Consider the following 23665-nt stretch of genomic DNA (forward strand, 5'->3'; position numbering starts at 1 on the left):
ACCCAAGAAAAACAGCGCCTTGTGACGGATCAGCAGGCTTCCTTCATCAGGCGCCGGCGTTCGACCGAGGAGGGGATACGCATGGCCTCGCGATATTTGGCCACGGTTCGCCGGGCGATATCGACGCCGGCGGATTTCAGGATCTCGACAATGGCGTCGTCGGAATGGACATCGGTCTCGCGACGCTCGGCCTCGACCAGACCCTTGATCTTATGGCGGACGCTGGCGGCCGAGTGCGCTTCTCCGCCTTCGGACGACTGGATCGCCGAGGTGAAGAAGAACTTCAACTCAAACACCCCGCGCGGCGTGGCGATGTACTTGTTGGAGGTGACGCGGCTGACCGTGCTCTCGTGCATGCCGATGGCGTCGGCGACCGTCTTCAGGTTCAGCGGACGCAGATGCTCGACGCCGAAGGCCAGAAAACCGTCCTGCTGACGCACGATCTCGCTGGAAACCTTGAGGATGGTCTTGGCGCGCTGGTCCAGGCTTTTCACCAGCCAGTTGGCGGTAGCCATGCAGTCTGAGACGAAGGTCTTTTCCTGGTCGGTGCGCGCGCCCTTTGACACCCGGGCGTGATAGCGCTGGTCGACCAGAACCCGGGGCAGGGTGTCAGTGTTGAGCTCGACATGCCACATGCCGCCCAGGCCCTCGCGGACATGAACGTCGGGCACCAGGGTTTCGGCGGTGTCGCTGTTATAGGCCGCGCCGGGTCGCGGGGTGAGGGCGCGGATCTCCGCGACCATCTCGCGCAGATCCTCGTCATCGACGCCGCAGACGCGACGCAGGCCGGCCATGTCGCGGCGGGCCAACATGTCGAGATTGTCGAGCAGGGCGGCCATGGCCGGATCGTAGCGGTTCTGGTCCTTCAACTGCAGGGCCAGGCATTCGCGGACATCGCGGGCCCCGACGCCAGTCGGCTCAAAGCCCTGCACGACCGTCAGGACGCGCTCGACGAGGGTTTGCGCACAGCCCAGTCGCTCGGCCGTCTCGACCAGGTCCAGGCGCAGATAGCCGCCCTCGTCGATCCCGTCGATCAGCACATTGGCGACCAGTTGCTCGCTGGTCGAAAGGCCCGCCTGGGCCAGCTGACCCTGAAGGTGCTCACTCAGGGTGGGGACGGCCGTCAGGGCGCCCTCATAGCCCTCGTCATGGTCGAACGAACCACCGCCGCCGGCCCGCGACCAGTCGATCTGGCCCCCGGCCTGTTCGGCCTGCTCACCATCGCCCGAAGCGCGTTCGCCCGGCGAGACATCGTCGGGGGTAGCGTCCATTTCGGCATTGGCCGAGCCTTCGGCCACCACATCGACGCCAAGGTCACTGGCCGCCGGCTCGCGCTCGACTTCGGACACGGCTTCGCTCTCGCCCTCATCGCGCTGCAGGAGCGGATTGCGCTCCAGCTCCGCCTCGACGAAGGCGTCGAGTTCGATGTTCGACAACTGCAGCAGCTTGATCGCCTGCTGCAGCTGCGGGGTGATGACGAGGCCCTGGCCTTGCCGGAGCTCCAGTCTGTGGCTGAGAGCCAATGCGCCCTCCTGGGCAAATCGAAAGACGTTTCGATCGCCATTGAAGGGCCATGGAGGTTAACGGGTCGCCAACGCCTGCAATATTCGGGCCGGTGCGACCTTCCGACCCGTGGCCGGAAAACGAAAATCGCGCGCAGCGATCTCACTGCGCGCGATAAGTCGTTCTATTGAAAAAGGATTTTCTAGGCGCGTTCAGCGAAATTATCGCCGAGATAAACGCGTCTGACCTCCGGATCGTCGACGATTTCCTTCGGCGAGCCTTCGAACAGCACCTCGCCCGCGTGAATGATTGACGCCCGGTCGATGATATCGAGCGTCTCGCGCACATTGTGGTCGGTAATCAGAATGCCGATGCCGCGCTGCTTCAGATAGCCAATGACTTCGCGGATGTCGGCGATGGCCAGTGGGTCGATGCCGGCGAAAGGCTCGTCCAGCAGCATGAACGAAGGTTCGCTGGCCAGGGCCCGGGCGATTTCCACCCGGCGGCGCTCACCGCCCGACAGGGCCACGGCCGGCGACTTGCGAATGTGGGTGATCCGCAGCTCTTCCAGGATGCTGGTCACCGTCTCGGCGGCGGCGCGCGGGTTCTTTTCGCGCATCTCGACCACAGCCATGACGTTCTGCTCGACCGTCATGCCCCGGAAGATCGAGGCTTCCTGCGGCAGATAGCCGACCCCCAAGCGTGCGCGCTGGAACATCGGCTGGGCGGTAATGTCCTCGCCGTCCAGATAGATTGAACCGTAGTCGGCGGCGATCAGGCCCGTGATCATGTAAAAGCAGGTGGTCTTGCCCGCTCCGTTCGGCCCCAGCAGGCCCACGACCTCGCCGCGCTTCAGGCGCAGGGAGACGCTCTTGACCACCGGTCGGTCGCCGAAAGACTTGCCGATGGCGTCGACGAACAGGCCGTCCGTGTCCACGCGAGCGAGGCCGCCCTGGGTCGTCATCTTCATCCGTACGGCCCTAGCGCTTGTCGGCGGCGGGCTTGGCGGCGCTGTCGGGATAGATCACCGCCCGCACGCGCCCGGTCTTGCTCCGGCCCTTGGTGTTGGATTCAAGCTTTACGTCATTGGTCTTGGTGTTGAACGTCATCCGATCGCCCCGCGCCACGTCCTGGCCGCGCACGACGATGACATCGCCGGTGATCACGATCGTGTCGTTCGAGTAGGTGAAAACGGCGTGATCGCCATGGACCGTCTGGTCCTGGTTGACGAAATAGACGTCCCCGTCCGCCTCAACACGATCCACGTCACCACAAGCATTTGACCCGGTCTGGCCGGCCTTGCGGTTCGAGTAGGCGTTGACCACGTTGGCGCGCAGCCGGCTCTTGTCCTGCAGCATCTCCACATTGCCGCGGAAGATCGTCCGGCACTGGCTATTGATGTTCTCCTGCTCGTCCGCGGAAATATCCACGGGCGCGCTGGAGTCGCTGGCGGTCTGGGCGAAGGCCGAGCCGCTCGCCAGGACCAGTGCGGTCGCCGCCGCTGCCGTCATCCAACGCTGGATCAAGTCACAGTCCTCATTTGCCGAAGCGTGGCCGCGCCGCGCGCCCACTACTTACTTCCGTTCGAGCCGGGTGCGAACCCCACCCCTGAAAACCACCCGGTCGCCCTTGTCATATACAGTGTAGGCGTTGGATTTCACCTGACCGGTCGGACCTTCGCCCAACATCGCCGTTTCACCGGTGATCGTTCCGCTCTTGGTATCCACCACGGCTTGCTCCGAAGCGAAGCGATAACCCGCGCCGTCGTCGATACGAACATCGCCCGACAGCGTCAGCTTCATGGTGTCTTCACGATAGAGGCCCGACTTGGCCGTGACCCGGCTGGGCTGAGGCTCGTCGAAACCCAGGGTCAGGGTCGGGGAATCCAGACGTACGTTCATCATGTCAAGATCATCGCGCAAGGCTGAACGTGCGGTGATCATGAAGCTGCGGCCATCGTTGGACTGGCCGTAGAATCGGGGCGCGATCATGCGGATCTGCGTCTTGGCCTCGGCCGGAGGACGCGCGGCGGCATGGAGCGTGCGCCAGGCGACCTGACTGGCGACGGCCACCAGGATCACGACGATCGCAGCCGGCAACACCCGACGCAGCAGGCGGACCATGCGCGACCGTCGGCGCCATCGCCCGAGGTCTCGGGAGATCGACCGGTCCGTCATGGCCGCAGCCGCCGTCATGCCGCCTCCTAGGTATGCGCGAAGATGTCGACGTCCTCCCATCCGGCCAGATCAAGCGCGGCGCGGTGGGGCAGGAAATCGAAGGAAGCCTGGGCAAGCGCCATGCGGCCCTCGCGAACAAGCATGGCGTTGAGCTTGTCGCGCAGGCCATGCAGATACAGCACGTCGGAAGCCGCATAGGCCACCTGCTCGGGGCTGAGGCTGTCCGCGCCCCAGTCCGAACTCTGCTGGGCCTTGGACAGCTCCACACCCATCAGTTCGCGCGTCACGTCCTTCAGGCCGTGGCGGTCGGTATAGGTGCGGGCGATCTTGGAGGCGATCTTTGTGCAGTAGACGGGCGCGGTCACCACGCCCAGATGCAGCAGGAACATGGCGATATCAAAGCGGCCGAAGTGAAAGAGCTTCAGGATCGACGGATCGGTCAACACGCGCTTCAGATTGGGAGCGTCATAGGTGGCGCGGTCCAGCCGCACCAGATGGGCGTCACCGTCGCCCGACGACAGTTGCACGACGCACAGAGGATCGCGCCCTAAGCGCAGGCCCATGGTTTCCGAATCAATCGCGATCGCCGTCGCGCCTTCGAAGGCGCCGTCGGGCAAGTCGCCCTGATGAACAAAATTGGCCAAGGCTTCAGAACTCTCCGACGGGGCCGCGTGAACGACAGGCGTCGCCCGGGGCGCGCGCACCCTTCAGAGGCGCGACACATACAGTTACGATGTACGAGATATAGGCACGAACTACGAAATATCTATCGCAAGGATCGATCGGCGCCACCCCGCACCTCTTTCGAGGGTTGGTAAGGGGTGGTGCCCAGGAGAGGACTCGAACCTCCACGACCTTTCAGTCACTGGCACCTGAAGCCAGCGCGTCTACCAATTCCGCCACCTGGGCCCGCAAGACAATCCGCTGGATCGCCGCGAGGCCGGGACGTTTAGGGAAAGGTTCTGGGCTCGTCAATCGCCAAGTTGCGCATTTCGTTGCGATTGGTCTCCGGCTCGTCTATCCCCGCCCTCTAGAGCTTTGGACGAGGGTTGAAGATGCAAGGTCTGGTCACGGTGTTCGGCGGCTCCGGCTTCGTTGGCAGCCAGGTCGTGCGGGCGCTGGCGAAAGCGGGCTGCAGGGTCCGGGTGGCGGTTCGCCAACCCAACCTGGCCTACCGCATGCGCATGCTGGGGGATGTCGGCCAGATCGAGGTCGTGCAGGCCAATGTCCGCAATGTCGCCTCGGTCGACCGGGCGCTGGACGGCGCTGAGGCCTGCGTCAATCTGGTGGGCCTGCTTTGGGAATCGGGTCGCCAGAAATTCCAGGCCGTCCATGTGATGGGCGCCAAGACCGTCGCCGAACGCGCCAAGGCCGCCGGCGTCAAGCGCTTCGTGCAGATGAGCGCCATCGGCGCCGACGCGGAGTCGGACTCCAAGTACGCCCGCACCAAGGCCGAGGGCGAGGCCGCCGTGCGCGCCGTCTTCCCTGGCGCGGTGATCGTCCGCCCCTCGGTGGTGTTCGGCCCCGAGGACAGCTTCTTCAATCGATTCGCCCAGATGGCCGCGATCAGTCCGGCCCTGCCACTGGTCGGCGGCGAGACCCGCTTCCAGCCCGTGTTCGTCGGCGACGTCGCCGCGGTGATCGCCCAGGCGGTGACCAGCCCGGCGGCTCTTGGCCGGACCTACGAGCTGGGCGGGCCGGGCGTCTATACGATGCGCGAGATTCTCGAGCTGATCCTGACCGAGACCGGCCGCGAGCGCGCTCTTTTGCCCCTGCCCTGGCCGATCGCCGGGCTGCTGGGCAAGGTCGGCGACCTGATGGCCGGGATCCTGCCGATCGCGCCGCCCGTCACCAGCGACCAGGTCGAACTGCTGAAGTCCGACAATGTCGCTGATCATGGCCTGCCGGGCCTGGCCGAGGCAGGGATCGTTCCGACCAGCGTCGAGGCGATCGTGCCGTCCTACCTCTACCGCTATCGCAAGGGCGGCCAGTACGCCCCGACGCCGGCGGGGGCGTTCTAGGGTCTTGCCCTTCTCCGCTTGTGGGAGAAGGTGGCGCGCAGCGCCGGATGAGGGTTTCTAAAATATCATAGCCGCGCCCGGTCAAAGGACCAGGCGCGGCTTTTGCGTTCTTAGACCCCTCATCCGACCCCGGACTGCGCCGGGGCGATCTTCTCCCGCCAGGGGAGAAGGCCCGGAAAGCGCCCGTCCTCAGTGCGGGATGTAGATCAGTCCCAGCCCAACCACGCCCACCACGATCCGCCACCAGGCGAACGGGGCGAAGCCGCGCTTGGCGACGAAATCCAGCATGACCTTGATCACCACCAGGCCCGAGATGAAGGCGGTGACAAAACCGATGCCGATCAGGCCGGCCTGGCTGGCGTCGATGGCGTCGCGGTTCTTGTAGAGATCGTAGGCAAAGGCCCCGATCATGGTCGGGATGGCCAGAAAGAAGCTGAACTCGGCCGCCGAGCGCTTGTCGCCCCGCAGCAGCAGGGCCCCGACGATGGTCGCCCCCGAGCGCGACACGCCCGGCACCATGGCCAGACACTGAAAGACGCCGATGCCCAGCGAGGTCAGCAGCGGATATTTCATCGCGTCGCCATGGTGCGGCGTCGGAGTCCAGCGATCAATGGCCAGAAGGACGACGCCGCCGATCAGCAGGGACCAGCAGATCACGGCGGGGCTTTCGAACAGGACTTCCTTGATGAAGTCGTGCAGCAGCAGGCCCAGCACCACGGCCGGCAGGAAGGCGATCAGGATCGACAGCGCGAAGCGTCGCGCTTCGGGCTTGGTCGGCAGACCGATCACAACTGCCCACAGGCGCTGGAAATAGAGGGCCACCACCGCCAGGATCGCGCCCAGTTGGATCAGCACAATGAAGGTGTCCCAGGACGGATCGGTCAGGCCCATGGCGGTCTTGGCCAGCAGCAGATGACCCGTCGAGGAGACGGGGATGAATTCGGTCAGGCCCTCGATCAGACCCAGGATAATCGCGCTCAGCCAATCGGCCATTGATGGTCCTCCAACCTTGTTGCCGACCTGCGCCCGACACGGTAAAGACGTCGTTAATCCACAAATTGGACCATATTGGGCGCAATGTGCGAGCGTTTCGCAAGAGCCACCCCCATACACCCCAGATATTTGTCCACTTTATAGACCACCGCATTCTTCTTGCGGAAAAGAGTCCGTATTAGCCCGCCATACGCAAATTTTTCCCCGGAAGCGGGGACGAGGGAAGTCGCATGGCCGAGCGCATGCTGAAATTCACCACGGTGGCTCGCAAGACGCCCGAAAAGCGGGCGGCGGACGCCCGTAGCGGCGACTTCCACGAGATCTATGCCGACTTCATCGACGCCAAGGCCAATGAGCAGGCCTCGCGTTGCTCGCAATGTGGCGTGCCGTTCTGCCAAACCCACTGCCCGTTGCACAACAACATCCCTGACTGGCTGCGGATGACCGCCGAAGGCCGGCTGGAGGAAGCCTACCAGCTGTCGCAGGCGACCAATTCCATGCCGGAGGTCTGTGGTAGAATCTGCCCCCAGGACCGGCTGTGCGAAGGCAACTGCGTCATAGAGCAGTCGGGTCACGGCACCGTGACGATCGGCTCGGTCGAACGCTACCTGACCGACAAGGCCTGGGAGATGGGCTGGGTGAAGCCCCTGGTCGCCGGCCAGGCGCGCGGCCAGTCGGTCGGGATCATCGGCGCGGGCCCCGCGGGCCTGGCCGCCGCCGAGCTGCTGCGCGAACAGGGCTATGCCGTCACCGTCTATGACCGCCACGACCGGGCCGGCGGCCTGCTGATCTACGGCATCCCCGGATTCAAGCTGGAAAAGGACGTCGTCGCGCGTCGCACCCAGCGCCTGGCCGACGGCGGCGTCGCGTTCCGGATGAACTTCGAGGTCGGCCGCGACGCTTCGCTGGGCGATCTGCGCGAGAAGCATGACGCCGTGCTGATCGCCACCGGCGTCTATGCGGCCCGCGATCTGGTCGCGCCGGGCGCCGGCAGCCAGGGCGTGGTTCCGGCCCTCGACTATCTGATCGCCTCCAACCGCGTGGGCCTGGGCGACACCGTCGCGGCCTACGAGTCCGGTGAGCTGAACGCCGACGGCAAGGACGTGGTCGTGGTCGGCGGCGGCGACACCGCCATGGACTGCGTGCGCACCGCCATCCGCCAGGGCGCGACCTCGGTCACCTGCCTCTATCGTCGCGACAAGGCCAACATGCCCGGCTCCCTGCGCGAAGTGTCCAACGCCGAGGAAGAAGGCGTCACCTTCGAATGGCTGGCCGCGCCACGCTCGGTGCTCGGCGAAGCCGGCGGCGTCACCGGGGTTCGCGCTATCCGCATGCGTCTGGGCGCCCCGGACGCCTCGGGCCGCCAGTCGCCCGAAGAGATCGAGGGCGGCGATTTCGAGCGCCCGGCCCAGCTGGTCGTCAAGGCCCTGGGCTTCGAGCCGGAAAACCTGCCCGAAAAGTTCTCGGCCCCCGACCTGAAGACCACCCGCTGGGGCACGGTCAAGGCCGATGTCCGCCACCAGATGACCAATCTGGACGGGGTTTTCGCCGCCGGCGACATCGTGCGCGGCGCCTCCCTGGTGGTCTGGGCCATCAAGGACGGCCGCGACGCCGCCGACGCCATGCACCGCTATCTGCAAGCCAAGCTCGGCGCGTCTGCGCTGATCGCGGCGGAGTGACGACCATGAGCCATCAGATCCAGCACTATCTGGCCAACCGCCAGGCCCTGATCGACGGTCACGCCTATGACCCGACCACCGAGCGCGACGCCTGCGGCGTCGGCCTGGTCTGCGCCATCGACGGCCAGCCACGCCGCGAAGTGGTTGAACTGGCCATCAAGGCCCTCAAGGCCCTGTGGCACCGGGGCGCGGTCGACGCCGACGGCAAGACCGGCGACGGCGCCGGCATCCTGCTGTCCGTGCCGCAGGACTTCTTCACCGACCAGGTGCGTCACACCGGCCACGCGCTGCGCCCCGGCCCGATCGCCGTAGGCCAGATCTTCCTGCCCCGCACTGATCTGGGCGCCCAGGAAGCCTGCCGCACCATCGTCGAGGCCGAGGCCCTGCGCTTTGGCTTCTACATCTATGGCTGGCGCCAGGTGCCCGTCGACACCTCGGTGATCGGCGAGAAGGCCAACGCCACCCGGCCCGAGATCGAGCAGATCATGCTGGCCGCGCCCGGCGACATGGACGCCGAGGCGCTGGAGCGGGCCCTGTTCCTGTGCCGCAAGCGCATCGAAAAGCAGGTCCAGGCCCAGAATCTGTCGGGCTTCTACATCTGCTCGCTGTCGGCCAAGTCGCTGATCTACAAGGGCATGTTCCTGGCTGAGGCGATCGACGAGTTCTATCCCGACCTGAAGGACGAGCGCTTCGCCGCCAATGTGGCGATCTTCCACCAGCGCTATTCGACCAACACCTTCCCCGAATGGCGGCTGGCCCAGCCGTTCCGGATGCTGGCCCACAATGGTGAGATCAACACCATCAAGGGCAACATCAACTGGATGAAGTCGCACGAGATCCGGATGGCGGCCGACGCCTTCGGGGCCTTCGGCGACGACGTCAAGCCGGTGATCCAGCCGGGCGGCTCGGACTCGGCCAGCCTCGACAACACCTTCGAGGTGCTGGTCCGCGCCGGTCGCGATGCGCCGATGGCCAAGACCCTGCTGGTGCCGGAAGCCGCCAACCCGAACCTCAAGCCCAGCCACACCGCGCTCTATTCGTACTGCAACGCGGTGATGGAGCCGTGGGACGGTCCGGCCGCCCTGTGCGCCACCGACGGCCGCTGGGTCGTGGCCGGCAAGGACCGCTCGGGCCTGCGTCCGCTGCGCGTGGCCTATACCGACGATGGTCTGGTGATCATGGGCTCGGAAGCCGGCATGTGCAGCGTCGACGAGGCCCGCATCACCCGCAAGCTGGCCATCTCGCCCGGCCGAATGATCGCCATCGACCTGCTGGAAGGCCGGCTCTATGGCGAGGACGAGATCATCGACGAACTGGCCGGCCGCCACCCCTATACCGAGTGGCTGGGCAACATGGTCGATCTGGAGCAGGAGATCGCGCCGGGCCCCGAGCCGCGCAGCTATGGCCGCGAGGAACTGACCCGCCGCCAGGCCGCCGCCGGCTACAGCCTGGAAGACCTTGAAATGGTCCTGGCCCCGATGGTCGAGGACGGCAAGGAAGCCATCGGCTCGATGGGCGACGACACGCCCCTGGCCGTGCTGTCGGAAAAGTACCGGCCGCTGAGCCATTTCTTCCGCCAAAACTTCAGCCAGGTCACCAACCCGCCGATCGATCCCCTGCGGGAAACCGGCGTCATGAGCCTGAAGACCCGATTCAAGAACCTGGGCAACATTCTCGCTCAAGACGCCGCCCAGGCCGATGTCTATGTGCTGCAGAGCCCGGTCCTGACCACCGGCATGTATGTCCGCATCCATGAGCTGCTGGGCGAGAAGAACGTCGCGGTCATCGACTGCACCATGCCCCTGCCCGTCGACGAGGCGCGTCCCGGCGACGCCCTGCGCGCCAATCTCGACCGCATTCGGGCCGAGGCCGAGGACGCCGTCCTGCGCGGCTGCGGCGCCATCGTCCTGACCGACGAGGGCTCCAACGCCGAACGCGTCGCCCTGCCGATGATCCTGGCCACCGGCGGCGTCCACGCTCACCTGGTGGGCAAGGGTCTGCGTTCGTACATCTCGATCATCGTCCGCTCGGCCGAGTGCCTGGATACGCACTATTTCGCGGTGCTGGTCGGGGTCGGGGCCACGGCGGTCAACGCCTATCTGGCCCAGGAAAGCTTCCAGGACCGCCTCGAGCGCGGCCTGATCGGCGACAAGACGCTGCGCGACGTGTGCCTGAACTTCAAGGGCGCCATCGAGGCGGGCCTGCTGAAGATCATCTCCAAGATGGGCATCAGCGTCATCTCGTCCTATCGCGGCGGCTATAATTTCGAAGCCGTCGGCCTGTCGCGCGCCCTGGCCGCCGAATTCTTCCCCGGCATGCCCTCGCGCATTTCCGGCATCGGCCTGGCCGGTCTGGAGAGCAAGGCGGTCGAGCTGCACCGCAAGGCCTGGGGCGCGGCGGCCGTCACCCTGCCGGTCGGCGGGCTCTACAAGCTGCGCCGCTCGGGCGAGGCCCACGCCTTCGAGGCGCGGCTGATCCACACCCTGCAAAGCGCCTGCGACACCGGCGACTATGAGCTGTATCGCCGCTGGTCCAACGGCCTGCGCACCCACAAGCCGATCCAGCTGCGCGACCTGCTGGACTGGCGCTCGGACCGCAACCCGATCTCCACCGACGATGTCGAGAGCGTCAACGAGATCCGCAAGCGCTTCGTCACGCCGGGCATGAGCCTGGGCGCCCTGGGCCCCGAGGCCCACGGCATGCTCAACATCGCCATGAACCGCATCGGGGCCAAGTCGGTCTCGGGCGAGGGCGGCGAAGACTCGGCCCGCTACAAGCCCCTGCCCAATGGCGACAATCCCAACAGCGCCATCAAGCAGGTGGCCTCGGGCCGGTTCGGCGTCACCGCCGAATATCTCAACGAGTGCCGCGAGATCGAGATCAAGGTCGCCCAGGGCGCCAAGCCCGGCGAGGGCGGCCAGCTGCCCGGCTTCAAGGTCACCGAGATGATCGCAAGGCTGCGCCACGCCACGCCCGGCGTCATGCTGATCAGCCCGCCGCCGCACCACGATATCTACTCGATCGAAGACCTGGCCCAGCTGATCTATGACCTCAAGCAGATCAACCCGGTCGCCCGGGTCACGGTCAAGCTGGTGGCCATGACCGGCATCGGGGCCATCGCGGCCGGGGTGGCCAAGGCCAAGGCCGACGTCATTCTGGTGGCCGGCGGCGTCGGCGGCACCGGCGCCTCGCCCCAGACCTCGGTGAAATATGCCGGCGGTCCGTGGGAGATGGGCCTGTCGGAAGCCAACCAGGTGCTGACGCTGAACAACCTGCGCCACTCGGTGGTGCTGCGGGCCGACGGCGGCATGCGCACCGGTCGCGACATCGTCATCGCCGCCATGCTGGGCGCCGAAGAGTTCGGCATCGGCACCGCCTCCCTGGTGGCCATGGGCTGCATCATGGTGCGCCAGTGCCATTCCAACACCTGCCCGGTCGGGGTCTGCACCCAGGACGAGGCCCTGCGCGCCAAGTTCACCGGCACGCCGGAAAAGGTCATCAACCTGTTCAGCTTCATCGCTGAAGAGGTCCGCGAGATCCTGGCCGGCCTGGGCTTCAGGTCGCTGCAGGACATCATCGGCCGCACCGACCTCTTGGCCCAGGTCAGCCGCGGCGGCGAGCACCTCGACGATCTGGACCTCAATCCGCTGCTGGTTCGCGCCGATCCCGGCCAGAACAAGCCCTACAATACGGTGGTCGGCCGCAACGAAGTGCCCGACACCCTCGACGCCCAGATCGTCCGCGACGCCGCCCCCCTGCTGGAGCGCGGCGAGAAGATGCAGCTGACCTATACGGTCCGCAGCACCGCCCGCTCGATCGGCTCGCGCACCTCCAGCCACATCGTGCGCAAGTTCGGCATGAAGGGCCTGCCCGCCGGCCACCTGACCGTCCAGCTCAAGGGCTCGGCCGGCCAGAGCCTGGGGGCCTTCGCGGTCCAGGGCCTGCGCATCGAGCTGACCGGCGAGGCCAATGACTATGTCGGCAAGGGCCTGTCGGGCGCCACCATCGTCATCAAGCCCTCGCGCCATCTGGCCTCGCCCGAGAGCAACACCCTGCTGGGCAATACCGTGCTGTTCGGCGCCACCTCGGGCCGGCTGTTCGCGGCGGGCCAGGCGGGCGAGCGCTTCGCGGTCCGCAACTCGGGCGCCACCACGGTGGTCGAAGGTTGCGGGGCCAATGGCTGCGAATACATGACCGGCGGCCAGGTGGTGATCCTGGGTCCGACGGGCGGCAATTTCGGGGCCGGCATGACCGGCGGCATGGCCTTCGTGCTCGACCAGCACGACCGCTTCGAGGCCAAGACCAACCCCGAAAGCATCGTCGTCCAGCGGCTGGCCTCGCCCTATTGGGAAGGCGTGCTGCGGGCCCTGGTGGCCGAACACGCCCGCGAGACCGACTCGGCCTTCGCCGCGTCGCTGCTGCGCGACTGGGACCGGGTGCGCGACCTGTTCTGGCAGGTCTGCCCCAAGGAAATGATCACCCGCCTGCCCCAGCCCCTGACGGCGGAAGCGCCGGCCAACGCGACGGCGTAAAGTCCCGCCTATTCCAGAACCCGCCTTCCCGGGCCCTGTGCCCGGGATCCAGCGTTCCGCCGGCCCTGAGTCTGATCGGGGTCTTCAGCGAAGGCGGACCCATGGGTCCTCGCCATCGAGGCGAGGAAGGCGGCTTTGTTTGGGTTGGATTTGTCACACGACTTTGCAACCTCGCGCTTTCGCTGCGATGGGTGTGGGAAGGGCTGCGGAGCGTCCGGGCCTCGCCCGGAATGAGTGAGCTTTAAGTACCGTTTCGACGAAGACGAACGCTCCGCGTGATCGTTATTCGGGAGCATCGCCGGGCTGGCGGGGTTTTAACCCGCTCCGGTAGCTAGGCCCCCGACGGGTGGAGGGGATAGCGACCCCGTCCAGACCGCATAGGCGATTTCAGCCCATGCCTGTTGCGTCTGCCGATCCCTCGCCGCTGGGTTTTCGTCCCGATGTTTCAGGGAACCCGTCCAGTCCGTCACGCGGGTTGTCATCCAAGACCACGGCGGGCGCTCCCCGCTCGACCACCCCTGACAGCCGCAACGGTCGCCGGCCGAGCGCCCTTCCCGTGCTGTCAGGTGAGATTGATTATGCGGGCGGTTTGAACGCGGAGGATTGGCGCGATCGATTATTTTTTTGGGCGTTGATTGGATTAATGTTTTTGTGAATTTGGACGGGGATAAACTGCGCTCAATCCCCATACTTGCCCCCTACGGGTCGCTGCGCGACCGTCTTCCCCCGGAGGGGGAAGATGAAGGGCGCGGATCTCATCTTCCCCCTTCAGGGGGAGGACGACCTGCGAAGCAGGTCAGGAGGGGGCCCGCGGCGTCGGCCGGTTAAGCGCCCCCCGCCACCAGCGCCTCGCCCACGTACCGCGCCCTCGGCCGGATGAGCCGCCCGCTCTGGAGCTGCTCGATGGCGTGGGCCAGCCAGCCCGCCGTGCGCCCCACGGCGAACAGGATGAACGGCGCGCCGGGCGGCAGGGTCAGGGCTCGCGCCAGGCCCACCAGGGCGAAGTCGATATTGGGCCACTGGCCAGTAGCGGCCTCGGTCTCGCGGCGCAGCTCAGCCAGCCCGGCGGGCGGGTCAAACGCCGCCAGCAGGGCCCGGGCCCGGGGATCACCGTCCGCATAGAGCGGATGGCCAAAGCCCGGCATGGACGATCCCTGGGCCAGCCGCGCGTCCACCGCCTGGGCGGCGCCGGTGCGTTCGGCCTCGGCGACGAAGGCCTCGACCCGGGCGGCCATGCCGCCGTGCAGGGGCCCCGACAGGGCGCACAGCCCGGCCAGGGCGGCGGCCGACAGCGAGGCCCCGGTCGAGGCCGCGACCCGGGCCGCGAAGGTCGAGGCGTTCAGCTCATGATCAGCCAGCAGCACCAGGGCCATGCGCAGCAGCTCCGCCCCCGCCGCATCCACGCCCCAGGCGCGCGCCAAGCGCTGATGGGCCGGACCTTCGGTCACCTCGCCCGCCGCCGCGTCGACCACCGCGTCGAGCAGGCCGGCGGCTTCCATGGCCAGGGCCAGGGGCGCGCGGCCCCGGGCCGGGGCCTCGGTTCCCGCCCGTTGCGCCAGGGCGTTGAACAGCCGGGCGCGGGCCGTGTCGCCGGCGACGGCCCCTGCGCCGCGCGGCGCCTTCAGGGCCGCGCCATGGCCGCCGCGCAGCAGCCGCGCGGTCTGTTCCAGGGTGTGGTCCTGGGCCAGGATCGCCGCGTCGCGGCCCCGGTAGTAGAGCCTGCCGCCCGCCACCGTGGTGATCGCCGAGGCCAGCACCGGCTCGCCCCAGGCGATGGCCTCCGCCGCCACATCGGCCGCCCGTCGCCCTCGCGCCTTGCGGGCCTGCAGGGCCGTGACATCAGAGGCGCGATAGAGGCTGCGGCGGGGATCGTCCGGATGGGCGGCGGCCTCGATCCGGCCCCGGCTGACATAGGCGTACAGGGTCTGCGGCCGGATCCCCAGCCGCTGCAGCACCTGTTCCGCGTCCAGCCAGTCATTCGCCATAGATATTGATTATATTGATCAAGATTGACGATCAAGGTCGGCGGGCGCGAATTGCCGCCCGAAAGGAGACCTCCCATGTCGCAAGGTCTTGCCCAAGGGCTTGAAGGCGTGATCGCCGCCCACACCGTGCTCTCCGACGTCGACGGGGCCCATGGCCGCCTGGTCATTCGCGGCTACGCCGTCGAGGATCTGGCCGGCCAAACCCCGTTCGAACAGGCGGCGCACCTGCTGTTCGACGGCTTTTTCGACGACCTGCCGGCCGATCTGGCCCCGGCCCTGGGCGCCGCCCGGGTCAGGGCCTTCACCGAGGTCGGGGCTCTGGATGAGGCCCTGGCCAAGCGCGATCCCGTCGAGGCCCTGCGCGCCCTGCTGGCCCGCCTGCCCGACGGCGACGATCTGGCCACCGCCCTGCTGTTGCTGGCCGCGCCGGCCGTCTTCACCCCGGCCGTGCTGCGCGTCGCGGCGGGCCAGGCCCCTGTGGCGCCCGATCCGGCCCTGTCGCACGCCGCCGACATCCTTCGGATGACTCGCGGCCAGCCCGCGACCGACGCCGAGACCCGGGCCCTGGACGCCTATCTGGTCACGGTGTGCGACCATGGCCTCAACGCCTCGACCTTCGCGGCCCGGGTCATCGCCTCGACCCGCGCGGGCCTGACCTCGGCGGTGCTGGGCGGGCTCTCGGCCCTGAAGGGGCCGCTGCACGGCGGCGCGCCGGGTCCGGTGATCGACATGCTCGACGCCATCGGTACGCCCGACAACGCCCGGCCGTGGATCGAGGCGGCCCTGAAGCGCGGCGACCGGCTGATGGGCTTTGGCCACCGCATCTATCGGGTCCGCGACCCGCGCGCCGACGCCATGAAGAGCGCCGTGCGCCAGCTGGCGGCCGGCGCCAAGGCCCTGCCCGGCCGCGTCGCCCTGGCCGAGGCCGTCGAGACCGCCGCCCTGGCCATCCTGCGCGAGCACAAGCCCGACCGGCCGCTGGACACCAATGTCGAGTTCTATACGGCGCTGTTGCTGGAGGCCCTGGGCCTGCCGCCGGCCAGTTTCACCTGCGTGTTCGCCATGGGCCGCACGGCCGGCTGGATCGCTCACGCCCGCGAGCAGCTGGCCGGCGGCAAGCTGATCCGGCCGCAGTCGGTCTATGTAGGCCCCGGCGTGCGGCAAGCGGCCTAAGCCTGATCGACATTCATTCGGGGTCTTGGCGCAGAAGGCCCCAACCACCGGCTATCCCCGCGAAGGCGGGGACCCAAGCTGAGCTTCAGGACAGTCTGCGCCGTTGTGGAACCCGCAAGTCCGCTTGGGTCCCCGCCTTCGCGGGGAAGACGGTGAAGCGTGTAGCGAATAGCTGAATGTCGATTGGCCTAAACGTCACAAGGCGAGAACGATTCGCGCGAGTCGTTCTCGCTGGGGCGCGGCCGCATGGCTTGGTATGGAAGCGACATGTCGTCGCTCTCGTCCCTGTCGCCCGAAACCCTGGCCCTAACCCGCCGCGTCACCGCCCTGTCGGTGGCGGTCGCGACGGTGCTGATCGTCGTCAAGGCCCTGGCCTGGCTGGCCAGCGGCTCGGTGGCCATGCTGGCCTCGCTGTCGGATTCGGGCCTGGACCTGATCGCCTCGCTGATCACCTTCTTCGCCGTGCGCTATGCGGCCGAGCCGCCGGACGCCGAGCACCGCTTCGGACACGGCAAGGCCGAGGCGTTTTCGAGCCTGACGCAGGCGGGACTGGTGTTCGCCTCAGGCGCCCTGATCGGCCAGGAAGCCATTCGCGCCATGCTGCATCCGCGCCCGGTCGAGCAGGGCCTGATCGCCATGGCGGTGATGGTCGTCTCGATCATCATGACCCTGGGCCTGATCCTCGCCCAGTCGAAGGTGCTGAAATCCACCGGCTCGATCGCCGTGTCGGGCGACCGGGCCCACTATGCCGCCGACCTGGGCTCCAACGCCGTGGCTCTGCTGGGCATCGGCGCCGCGTCCCTGCTGGGCATCGGCTGGATCGACGCGGTCGCCGGCCTGATCGTCGCCCTGTGGCTGATCTGGGGGGCGATCGGGGTGTTCCGCGAGGCCTCGCACCAGCTGATGGACCGCGAACTGCCCGACGAGGATCGCAAGCGCATCGTCGCCCTGGCCAGCGAGGATCCGCGCCTGCTGGGCGTGCACCAGCTGCGCACCCGCGCCTCGGGCCCCTATGTCCACATGCAGATGCACGCCGATCTGGAGGCCGGCATCTCCCTGGCCGAAGCCCACGCCATCATGGTGGCCGCCGAGAACCGTCTGCTGGCCGCCTTTCCCGCCGCCGACATCATCATCCACCCCGATCCCCGGGGCGAGGCCGAGCGCCATGGCGGGCTGTTCGCGGAAAGCCATCACGGCTGAGGGGCTTGCTCAGAGCCCCACGAGCAGGCCAATAGCGGCTCAACTCCCTCCGCGCTGAAGACGAGCCGCATGAACGACACCCTGGCCCAACTGCCCCACGCCTTTGCCGGCAAGACCGTTCTGGTGCTGGGCGACGTGATGCTGGACCGCTTCATCTATGGCGCGGTCGACCGCATCTCGCCCGAGGCGCCGGTGCCGGTGATCGCCGTCGAGCGCGAGACCGCCATGCTGGGCGGGGCCGGCAATGTCGCCCGCAATGTCGCGGCCCTGGGCGGAAACGCCGTGCTGATCGGCCTGATCGGCGACGATGACGCCGGCCGCGCCCTGACCGCCCTGCTGGCGGGCGAGCCCGGCCTGCAAGCGCAGCTGGTCACCGCCGCCGATCGCCGCACCACGGAAAAGGTCCGCTACATCTCCGGCTCGCATCAGATGCTGCGGGTCGACCGCGAGGATCGCGGGCCGGCCGAGGCCGAGGTGCTGCTGGCCGCCTTCCGTCAGGGTCTGGCCAGCGCCGATGTCGTGGTGCTGTCCGACTACGCCAAGGGCGTGCTGACCGACGCCGTGGTGCGCGGCGCCATCGACGCGGCCCGGGCGGCCGGCAAGCCGGTGATCGTCGATCCCAAAAGCCGCGACCTGGCCCGCTATGACGGCGCCACCCTGGTCAAGCCCAACCGCAAGGAGGCCGCCGAGGCCACCGGGGTCACCGACGGCAGCGACGAGGCCTCCGAAGCGGCCGGCGCAGCGATCCTGGCCCTGGCGCCCGGTCTGGACGCCGCCCTGATCACCCGGGGCGGGGCGGGCATGACCCTCAGCCAGCGCGGCCAGCCCCCCGTGCACCTGCCGGCCACCGCCGTCGAGGTGTTCGACGTCTCCGGGGCCGGCGACACCGTGGCCGCCACCCTGGCCCTGGCCGTGGCGGCGGGCGCGAACCTCACCGACGCCGCCCGCCTGGCCAATCTGGCCGCCGGTCTGGTGGTGGCCAAGCTGGGCACCGACGTGGTCACCGCCGCCGAACTGACCGCCCTGGCCCGCTCGGCCGCCGGCGAACCGGCCGAGATCAAGATCGCCGACCTCAACGAGGCGCGCGACATCGTCGCCGGCTGGCGGGCGCGCGGCCAGACCGTGGGCTTCACCAATGGCTGTTTTGACCTGCTGCACCCCGGCCACATCTCGCTGCTGACCCAGGCCAAGGCGACCTGCGACCGGCTGATCGTCGGCCTCAACACCGACGCCTCGGTCTCCAAGCTGAAGGGCCCCACCCGGCCCGTGCAGAAGGAGCATGGCCGCGCCACGGTGCTGGCCTCGCTGTCGTCGGTGGACCTGGTGGTGCTGTTTGATCAGGACACCCCGCTGGACCTGATCCAGGCCTTCCGCCCCGACGTGCTGGTCAAGGGCGCCGACTATACGGTCGAGACGGTGGTCGGCTCGGACGTGGTGCTGGGTTATGGCGGCAGGGTGGTGCTGGCCGACCTCAAGGCGGGTCAGAGCACCACCGCCCTGATCGGCCGAATGAACGCGCAAACCTGAGCTTAACCAGAACAAATTGTCGCCAAAACCCAAGCTTTGCTTGGGTTAACAGTGTTCGGCAATCTGTTGTTAAGCAAACCGGCGCATCGCTCTTTTGATGCAGCCTGAACCCGTGTGGGCATGAGCGTCGATCGCACCCTTCACCATTTCCCTCTCGACCCCGCCTCCCGACAGGTGCGTCTCGTGCTGGGCGAGAAGCGCCTGGTCTTCAGCGAGGTCCAGGTCCGCTATTGGGAAGGCGCGCCTGATTTCCTGGCGCTGAACCCCTCGGGCGTGACCCCGGTGCTGGTCGAGATCCGCCATGAGCGCAAGACCGTGGTCTGCGAGACCCGCGCCATCCTCGAACATATCGAGGAGCAGGAGCCCGAGCCCGCCTTGCTGGGCCGCGACGCCGGCGAGCGCGCCGAGGCCCGCCGCCTGCTGCAATGGTTCGACCGCAAGTTCGACAACGAGGTCAACGGCTTCCTGCTGCACGAGAAGATGGAAAAGCGCCTGCTGCGGCTGGGCGCGCCGGATCTTTCGGCCCTGCGTCGGGGCCGCGAGGCCCTGCGAGCCCATATGGGCTATGTCGACGGCCTGTTGCAGACCCGCGACTGGCTGGCCGGTCGCCGCATGAGCCTGGCCGATTTCGCCGCCGCCGCCCACCTGTCGGTGATCGACTATTTCGGCGATGTGCCCTGGCAGGACTTCCCGGCCGCCAAGACCTGGTACATGAAGCTCAAATCGAGGCCCTGCTTCAGGCCCATCCTGGCCGATCGCTGGCCCGGCCTCGCGCCGGCCGCGCATTATGACGACCTCGACTTCTAGTCACCCGAACCAGATCCTGCCCAATGGGGTGGTAAAGGACGAGATCCGCGCCGAGGCCCTTCGGCTGGGTTTCCATGCCTGTGGCTTCGCCGATGCCGCGGCGGCCTGGCCCAATGGCGAATGGCTGGCCGACTTCGTCGCCGAAGGCTTCCATGGCGAGATGGGTTGGATGGAAGAGACGCTGGAACGGCGCAGCCACCCCACCGCCATGTGGACCGACGCGAAATCGGCCGTGGTGCTGGGCCTGAACTACGGCCCCGAGCACGATCCGCTGACCGTCCTGGACCACCCCGATCGCGCGGCGATCTCGGTCTATGCCCAGGGCGACGACTATCACGAGGTGGTCAAGAAGCGCCTCAAGCAGCTGGCCGGCTGGATGCACCGGCGGTTTGGCAATGAAGTGAAGGTGTTTGTCGACACCGCCCCGCTGATGGAAAAGCCCCTGGCCCAGCGCGCCGGCCTGGGCTGGCAGGGCAAGCACACCAACCTGGTGTCGCGGCCGTTCGGCTCGTGGCTGTTCCTGGGCTCGGTGCTGACCACCCTGGACCTGCCGCCCGACCCGCCCGAGGTCGACCACTGCGGCTCGTGTACCGCCTGCCTGGATGTCTGCCCGACAAAGGCCTTCCCGGCCCCCCATCGCCTCGATGCCCGCCGCTGCATCTCCTACCTGACCATCGAACTGGCCGGCCCGATCCCGGCGGAGTTCCGGCCGGCCCTGGGCAACCGTATCTATGGCTGCGATGACTGCCTGGCGGTGTGCCCGTGGAACAAGTTCGCCCAGGTCTCCAGCGAGGCGGCGTTCCAGGCCCGCGAGACGCTGAAGGCGCCGGGGCTGGCCGAGCTGGCGGTTCTGGATGACCCGGCGTTTCGGGCGCTGTTCTCGAAAAACCCGATCAAGCGGATCGGTCGCGACCGCTTCGTGCGCAATGTGCTCTATGCGATCGGCAACAGCGGCGATGCGGCGCTGATGGCGGTGGTCGAGCCGCTGCTGCGCGATCCGGCGCCCGTGGTGCGCGGGGCGGCAGTTTGGGCGGCGCGGCGGCTGGCGCCGGAGCGGGCGGCGGGGCTGCTGGCGGGTCTGGCCGAGGACCATCCCGAGGTCCTGGCGGAGTGGACACTTGCCCCCTCCGCGCTGACGCGCTCCTCCCCCGGAGGGGGAAGATGAAGCGCGCTGACCTCATCTTCCCCCTCCGGGGGAGGAGGGTCGCGAAGCGGCCCGGAGGGGGCGAGTCCTACAGCTTCAGCAGATCCTCGATCGCCGACCGCGCCGCCGAACCCAGCTCGGGATGGGCCAGGGCCAGCGCCACATTGGCTCGCAGCAGGCCGATCTTGTCGCCGCAGTCATAGGTGACGCCGTCATATTCCAGGGCGTGGAAGTCCTGCTTGGCCATCAGCTTGAGCATCGAGTCGGTCAGCTGGATCTCGTTGCCGGCGCCCTTTTCCTGGCTGGCCAGCAGATCGAAGATCTCCGGCTGCAGGATGTAGCGGCCACTGATCAGCAGGTTCGAGGGCTCGGTCCCCTTGGCGGGCTTTTCGACCATACCGGTCATCCTGTTCAGGCGGCCGTTCTGGCCGTCCAGCGCCACGACGCCGTACTGGTGGGCCTGGCCTTCGGGGCAGGGCTCGACCACGACGATATTGCCGCCGACCTGGTCATAGGCCTCGATGGCCTGGGCCAGGGCCGAGGTCTGGGCGTGCATGACCATGTCGGGCAGCAGCACGGCGAAGGGCTCGTCGCCGATGATGTCGCGGGCGCACCACACGGCGTGGCCCAGGCCCAGCGGGGCCATCTGGCGCACGAAGCTCATCTCGCCGGGCTTGGGCAGTTCGGCCAGCAGCTCATCCAGCATGGCCGCCTTGCCCTTGGCGGCCAGGGCCGCCTCCAGCTCGACCTGATGGTCGAAATAGTCCTCAATCGCGCCCTTGTTGCGGCCGGTGACGAAGACGAAGTGCTCGATGCCGGCGGCGCGGGCCTCGGCCACCACATAGGACAGGATCGGCCGGTCCACGACGTTCAGCAGTTCCTTCGGCGTGGTCTTGGTGCCGGGCAGGACACGGGTGCCAAAGCCGGCGACGGGAAGGACAGCCTTACGAACGGGTTTCATGAGCGCCTCATAGGGGATTGCCGGAGGTTTCTAGGGGGCGCTCACGGGAAACGCCATCACCGTTCGATGAAATCATCGCCGGTGCGGGGGTTCCCGCACGCAGACGATTGATCTTCGCGCGCAGACTGCTAGCTGAACCGCCAGATTGCTACCGGAGGCCTCCCATGCATCGCCGCGCCCTTGTCACCCTTCTGATCGCCGCAACCGCCGCGTCCCTGGCCGGCTGCGGCCCCAGCCAGAAGGCCCAGGAAAGCCTGGCCGCCGCCGACGCCTTCATGGCCGACAACGCCAAGCAGCCCGGCGTGGTCACCCTGCCCGAGGGCCTGCAGTACAAGGTGGTCCGCTCGGGCCCCAATGGCGGCATGCATCCCACCCGCGCCGATGAGGTGAAGGTGCACTACGAAGGCAAGCTGGTCGACGGCACGGTGTTCGACAGCAGCTATGAGCGCGGCGTGCCCGCCTCGTTCCCGCTGGACGGCCTAGTGCAGGCGTGGGTCATCGCCCTGCAGCGCATGAAGGCCGGCGACGAGTGGATCCTGTATGTGCCGCCGTCGCTGGGCTACGGCGCCCAGGACAAGGGCCCGATCCCCGGCAACAGCGTGATGATCTTCCGCATCGAACTGATCGACGTGCTGAAGTCGCCCAAGGGGACGGTGAAGGAGTAGGGATTCTGTCGTCCTCCCCCTGAAGGGGGAGGTGTCGGCGAAGCCGACGGAGGGGGACGTGACCGCCGACTCATTGCGGTCTTCCCCCTCCGACCTTCGGTCGCCTCCCCCTTCAGGGCAGGGCTATCGCATATGGATTTGGAGTCGATTTTTTAGGTCGAAGCGGATTCTGAAGGGCGTCTTCTGTTGTGTGGAGACGGCGCGGTGGAGACGTTTTCGAGCTTTTTTTCGGAAGTTGAAGATCCTCGGGCGGGCAATGCCCGGCACGATCTGCTGGAGCTGATGTTCGTGTCGCTGGCGGCGCTGCTGTGCGGAGCCGAGGACTGCACCGACATGGCCTTGTTCGCGCGCGCCAAGCTTGATTGCCTGCGTCAGGTTCTGAAGCTGGAGCATGGTCCGCCCAGCCACGACACCTTCAGTCGGGTGTTCCGCCACCTTGAGCCCGAACCCTTCGAGGCGGCCTTCGCCAAGTTCACGGCCGCCTTCGCCGGGGCTCTGAAGGGCGTGGTGGCCATCGACGGCAAGGCGCTGCGCGGGGCCTATGAGCGCGGGCGCAAGGCCACGCCACTGCATCTGGTCAATGTCTGGGCCGTCGAAGCTCGACTGGTCATCGGCCAGCGCCTGGCGCCGGGCCGTAACGAGGTGCTGGGAGCCCAGCAGGCCCTGGCCCTGTTGGATCTTCAGGGCTGCATCGTCACCGCCGACGCCCTGCATTGCCGCAGGGACACCGCTCAGGCCATCCTCGACGCTGGCGCCGACTATGCCCTGGCGCTGAAGGCCAACCAGCCCAAGCTGCTGGCCCAGGCTCAAGTCCTGACCCAGGCCGCCGACGCCGCTTGCGGCGCCGTCGATGGGCCTGAACGCGCCCACGACCGGCTTGAGGGCCGCACCGCCATCGTCGTTGCGGCGACAGATATGGACTTTCCTGGCCTGGCCGCCGTCGCTCGCGTCGAGACCCGCCGAAAGCCAACTGATCAGCCTCAGGATACCATCGTGCGCTGGTTCCTGCTCTCGACTCCACTGTCCCCCCAAAGGGTGCTGCAGGTCGCCCGAGCCCACTGGACCATCGAGAACCAACTCCACTGGGTCCTCGATGTCGCCCTCGATGAAGACGCCTCCCGAAGCCGAAAGGACCATGCCCCCCAGAACCTCGCCCTCCTGCGAAAACTCGCTCTCAACACCCTCAGGCAGCACCCCGACAAGGGCTCCATAAAGGGAAAGATCAAGCGCGCCGGCTGGGACGACACCTTCCTCTTCTCCCTACTCGGCCATATGCGATAGCCCTGCCTATGGGGGGG

18 protein-coding genes, 1 tRNA gene and 1 pseudogene are annotated in these 23665 nt (G+C 67.5%); 10 read left to right on the top strand and 10 right to left on the bottom strand.

Annotated features, from left to right (window positions below; translation table 11 throughout):
- Positions 1–29 precede the first annotated feature (29 nt).
- The 6 genes from rpoN to ACW18B_RS02725 form a co-directional block, all read right to left on the bottom strand.
- Positions 30–1523, bottom strand: a complete 1494-nt coding sequence (rpoN, locus tag ACW18B_RS02700) for an RNA polymerase factor sigma-54 (protein ID WP_492049322.1) — start codon at positions 1521–1523, stop codon at positions 30–32.
- Between the two features lie 182 nt (positions 1524–1705).
- Entirely contained in the window at positions 1706–2467 is a 762-nt protein-coding gene (gene lptB / locus ACW18B_RS02705) for an LPS export ABC transporter ATP-binding protein (protein WP_492051855.1), read from the bottom strand.
- Positions 2468–2483: 16 nt separating this feature from the next.
- Positions 2484–3029: an LptA/OstA family protein gene (locus ACW18B_RS02710; protein ID WP_492049324.1), complete on the bottom strand. Its 546-nt coding sequence runs from the start codon at positions 3027–3029 to the stop codon at positions 2484–2486.
- A 48-nt stretch (positions 3030–3077) separates the two neighbouring features.
- Positions 3078–3626, bottom strand: a complete 549-nt coding sequence (gene lptC, locus ACW18B_RS02715; RefSeq protein ID WP_492049326.1) for an LPS export ABC transporter periplasmic protein LptC — start codon at positions 3624–3626, stop codon at positions 3078–3080.
- 80 nt (positions 3627–3706) lie between these two features.
- A complete protein-coding gene (locus ACW18B_RS02720) occupies positions 3707–4324 on the bottom strand; it encodes a ribonuclease D (RefSeq protein ID WP_492049327.1) in 618 nt (205 codons plus the stop codon).
- Between the two features lie 178 nt (positions 4325–4502).
- A tRNA-Leu gene (locus ACW18B_RS02725) sits at positions 4503–4589 on the bottom strand.
- Between the two features lie 146 nt (positions 4590–4735).
- Between ACW18B_RS02725 and ACW18B_RS02730 the strand changes: the two genes are divergently transcribed.
- Positions 4736–5701, top strand: coding sequence for a complex I NDUFA9 subunit family protein (locus ACW18B_RS02730; protein WP_492049329.1), 966 nt, complete (start codon positions 4736–4738; stop codon positions 5699–5701).
- A gap of 189 nt (positions 5702–5890) precedes the next feature.
- Here the strand turns inward: ACW18B_RS02730 and ACW18B_RS02735 are convergent, their stop codons facing one another.
- Entirely contained in the window at positions 5891–6694 is an 804-nt protein-coding gene (locus ACW18B_RS02735; protein ID WP_492049330.1) for an undecaprenyl-diphosphate phosphatase, read from the bottom strand.
- Between the two features lie 230 nt (positions 6695–6924).
- Between ACW18B_RS02735 and ACW18B_RS02740 the strand changes: the two genes are divergently transcribed.
- Together ACW18B_RS02740 and gltB are read left to right on the top strand one after the other, a co-directional pair.
- Entirely contained in the window at positions 6925–8373 is a 1449-nt protein-coding gene (locus tag ACW18B_RS02740) for an NAD(P)-dependent oxidoreductase (protein WP_492049332.1), read from the top strand.
- A 5-nt stretch (positions 8374–8378) separates the two neighbouring features.
- Positions 8379–12905, top strand: a complete 4527-nt coding sequence (gltB, locus tag ACW18B_RS02745) for a glutamate synthase large subunit (RefSeq protein WP_492049334.1) — start codon at positions 8379–8381, stop codon at positions 12903–12905.
- An 824-nt stretch (positions 12906–13729) separates the two neighbouring features.
- Here gltB and ACW18B_RS02750 read toward each other — a convergent pair.
- Positions 13730–14890 (bottom strand): citrate synthase family protein, encoded by a 1161-nt coding sequence (locus tag ACW18B_RS02750; protein WP_492049336.1) that lies wholly within the window; start codon positions 14888–14890, stop codon positions 13730–13732.
- A 75-nt stretch (positions 14891–14965) separates the two neighbouring features.
- On the opposite strand from ACW18B_RS02750, the gene ACW18B_RS02755 reads away from it, so the two are divergent.
- The 5 genes from ACW18B_RS02755 (at position 14966) to queG (ending at position 20762) form a co-directional block, all read left to right on the top strand.
- The gene (locus ACW18B_RS02755) at positions 14966–16063 is read left to right on the top strand and encodes a citrate synthase/methylcitrate synthase (protein ID WP_492049338.1); all 1098 of its coding nucleotides are present in this window, start codon (positions 14966–14968) and stop codon (positions 16061–16063) included.
- Between the two features lie 267 nt (positions 16064–16330).
- Positions 16331–17263, top strand: a complete 933-nt coding sequence (locus ACW18B_RS02760) for a cation diffusion facilitator family transporter (protein WP_492049340.1) — start codon at positions 16331–16333, stop codon at positions 17261–17263.
- Between the two features lie 69 nt (positions 17264–17332).
- Positions 17333–18790 (top strand): D-glycero-beta-D-manno-heptose-7-phosphate kinase, encoded by a 1458-nt coding sequence (gene rfaE1, locus ACW18B_RS02765; protein ID WP_492049342.1) that lies wholly within the window; start codon positions 17333–17335, stop codon positions 18788–18790.
- A 120-nt stretch (positions 18791–18910) separates the two neighbouring features.
- Positions 18911–19597 (top strand): FtsZ-binding protein FzlA, encoded by a 687-nt coding sequence (gene fzlA / locus ACW18B_RS02770; protein ID WP_492049344.1) that lies wholly within the window; start codon positions 18911–18913, stop codon positions 19595–19597.
- Positions 19578–20762 (top strand): tRNA epoxyqueuosine(34) reductase QueG, encoded by a 1185-nt coding sequence (gene queG / locus ACW18B_RS02775; RefSeq protein WP_492049346.1) that lies wholly within the window; start codon positions 19578–19580, stop codon positions 20760–20762. Before fzlA ends, queG begins: the two co-directional genes overlap by 20 nt.
- Before the next feature lie 67 nt (positions 20763–20829).
- On the opposite strand, the gene ACW18B_RS02780 is transcribed toward queG, so the two are convergent.
- Complete coding sequence (locus ACW18B_RS02780; protein WP_492049348.1) at positions 20830–21702, bottom strand: UTP--glucose-1-phosphate uridylyltransferase; 873 nt, start codon at positions 21700–21702, stop codon at positions 20830–20832.
- Positions 21703–21866: 164 nt separating this feature from the next.
- Between ACW18B_RS02780 and bamJ the strand changes: the two genes are divergently transcribed.
- Positions 21867–22367: a BamJ family beta-barrel-assembly machinery protein gene (gene bamJ, locus ACW18B_RS02785; protein WP_492049350.1), complete on the top strand. Its 501-nt coding sequence runs from the start codon at positions 21867–21869 to the stop codon at positions 22365–22367.
- 12 nt (positions 22368–22379) lie between these two features.
- Here bamJ and ACW18B_RS02790 read toward each other — a convergent pair.
- A pseudogene (locus ACW18B_RS02790) lies at positions 22380–22479 on the bottom strand (hypothetical protein); the annotation flags it as partial.
- Between the two features lie 92 nt (positions 22480–22571).
- Here ACW18B_RS02790 and ACW18B_RS02795 point away from each other — a divergent pair.
- Entirely contained in the window at positions 22572–23648 is a 1077-nt protein-coding gene (locus ACW18B_RS02795) for an ISAs1 family transposase (protein WP_492047290.1), read from the top strand.
- The last annotated feature ends 17 nt before the right edge of the window (positions 23649–23665 follow it).

It is taken from the genome of Caulobacter sp. FV2ps19, assembly GCF_058681035.1.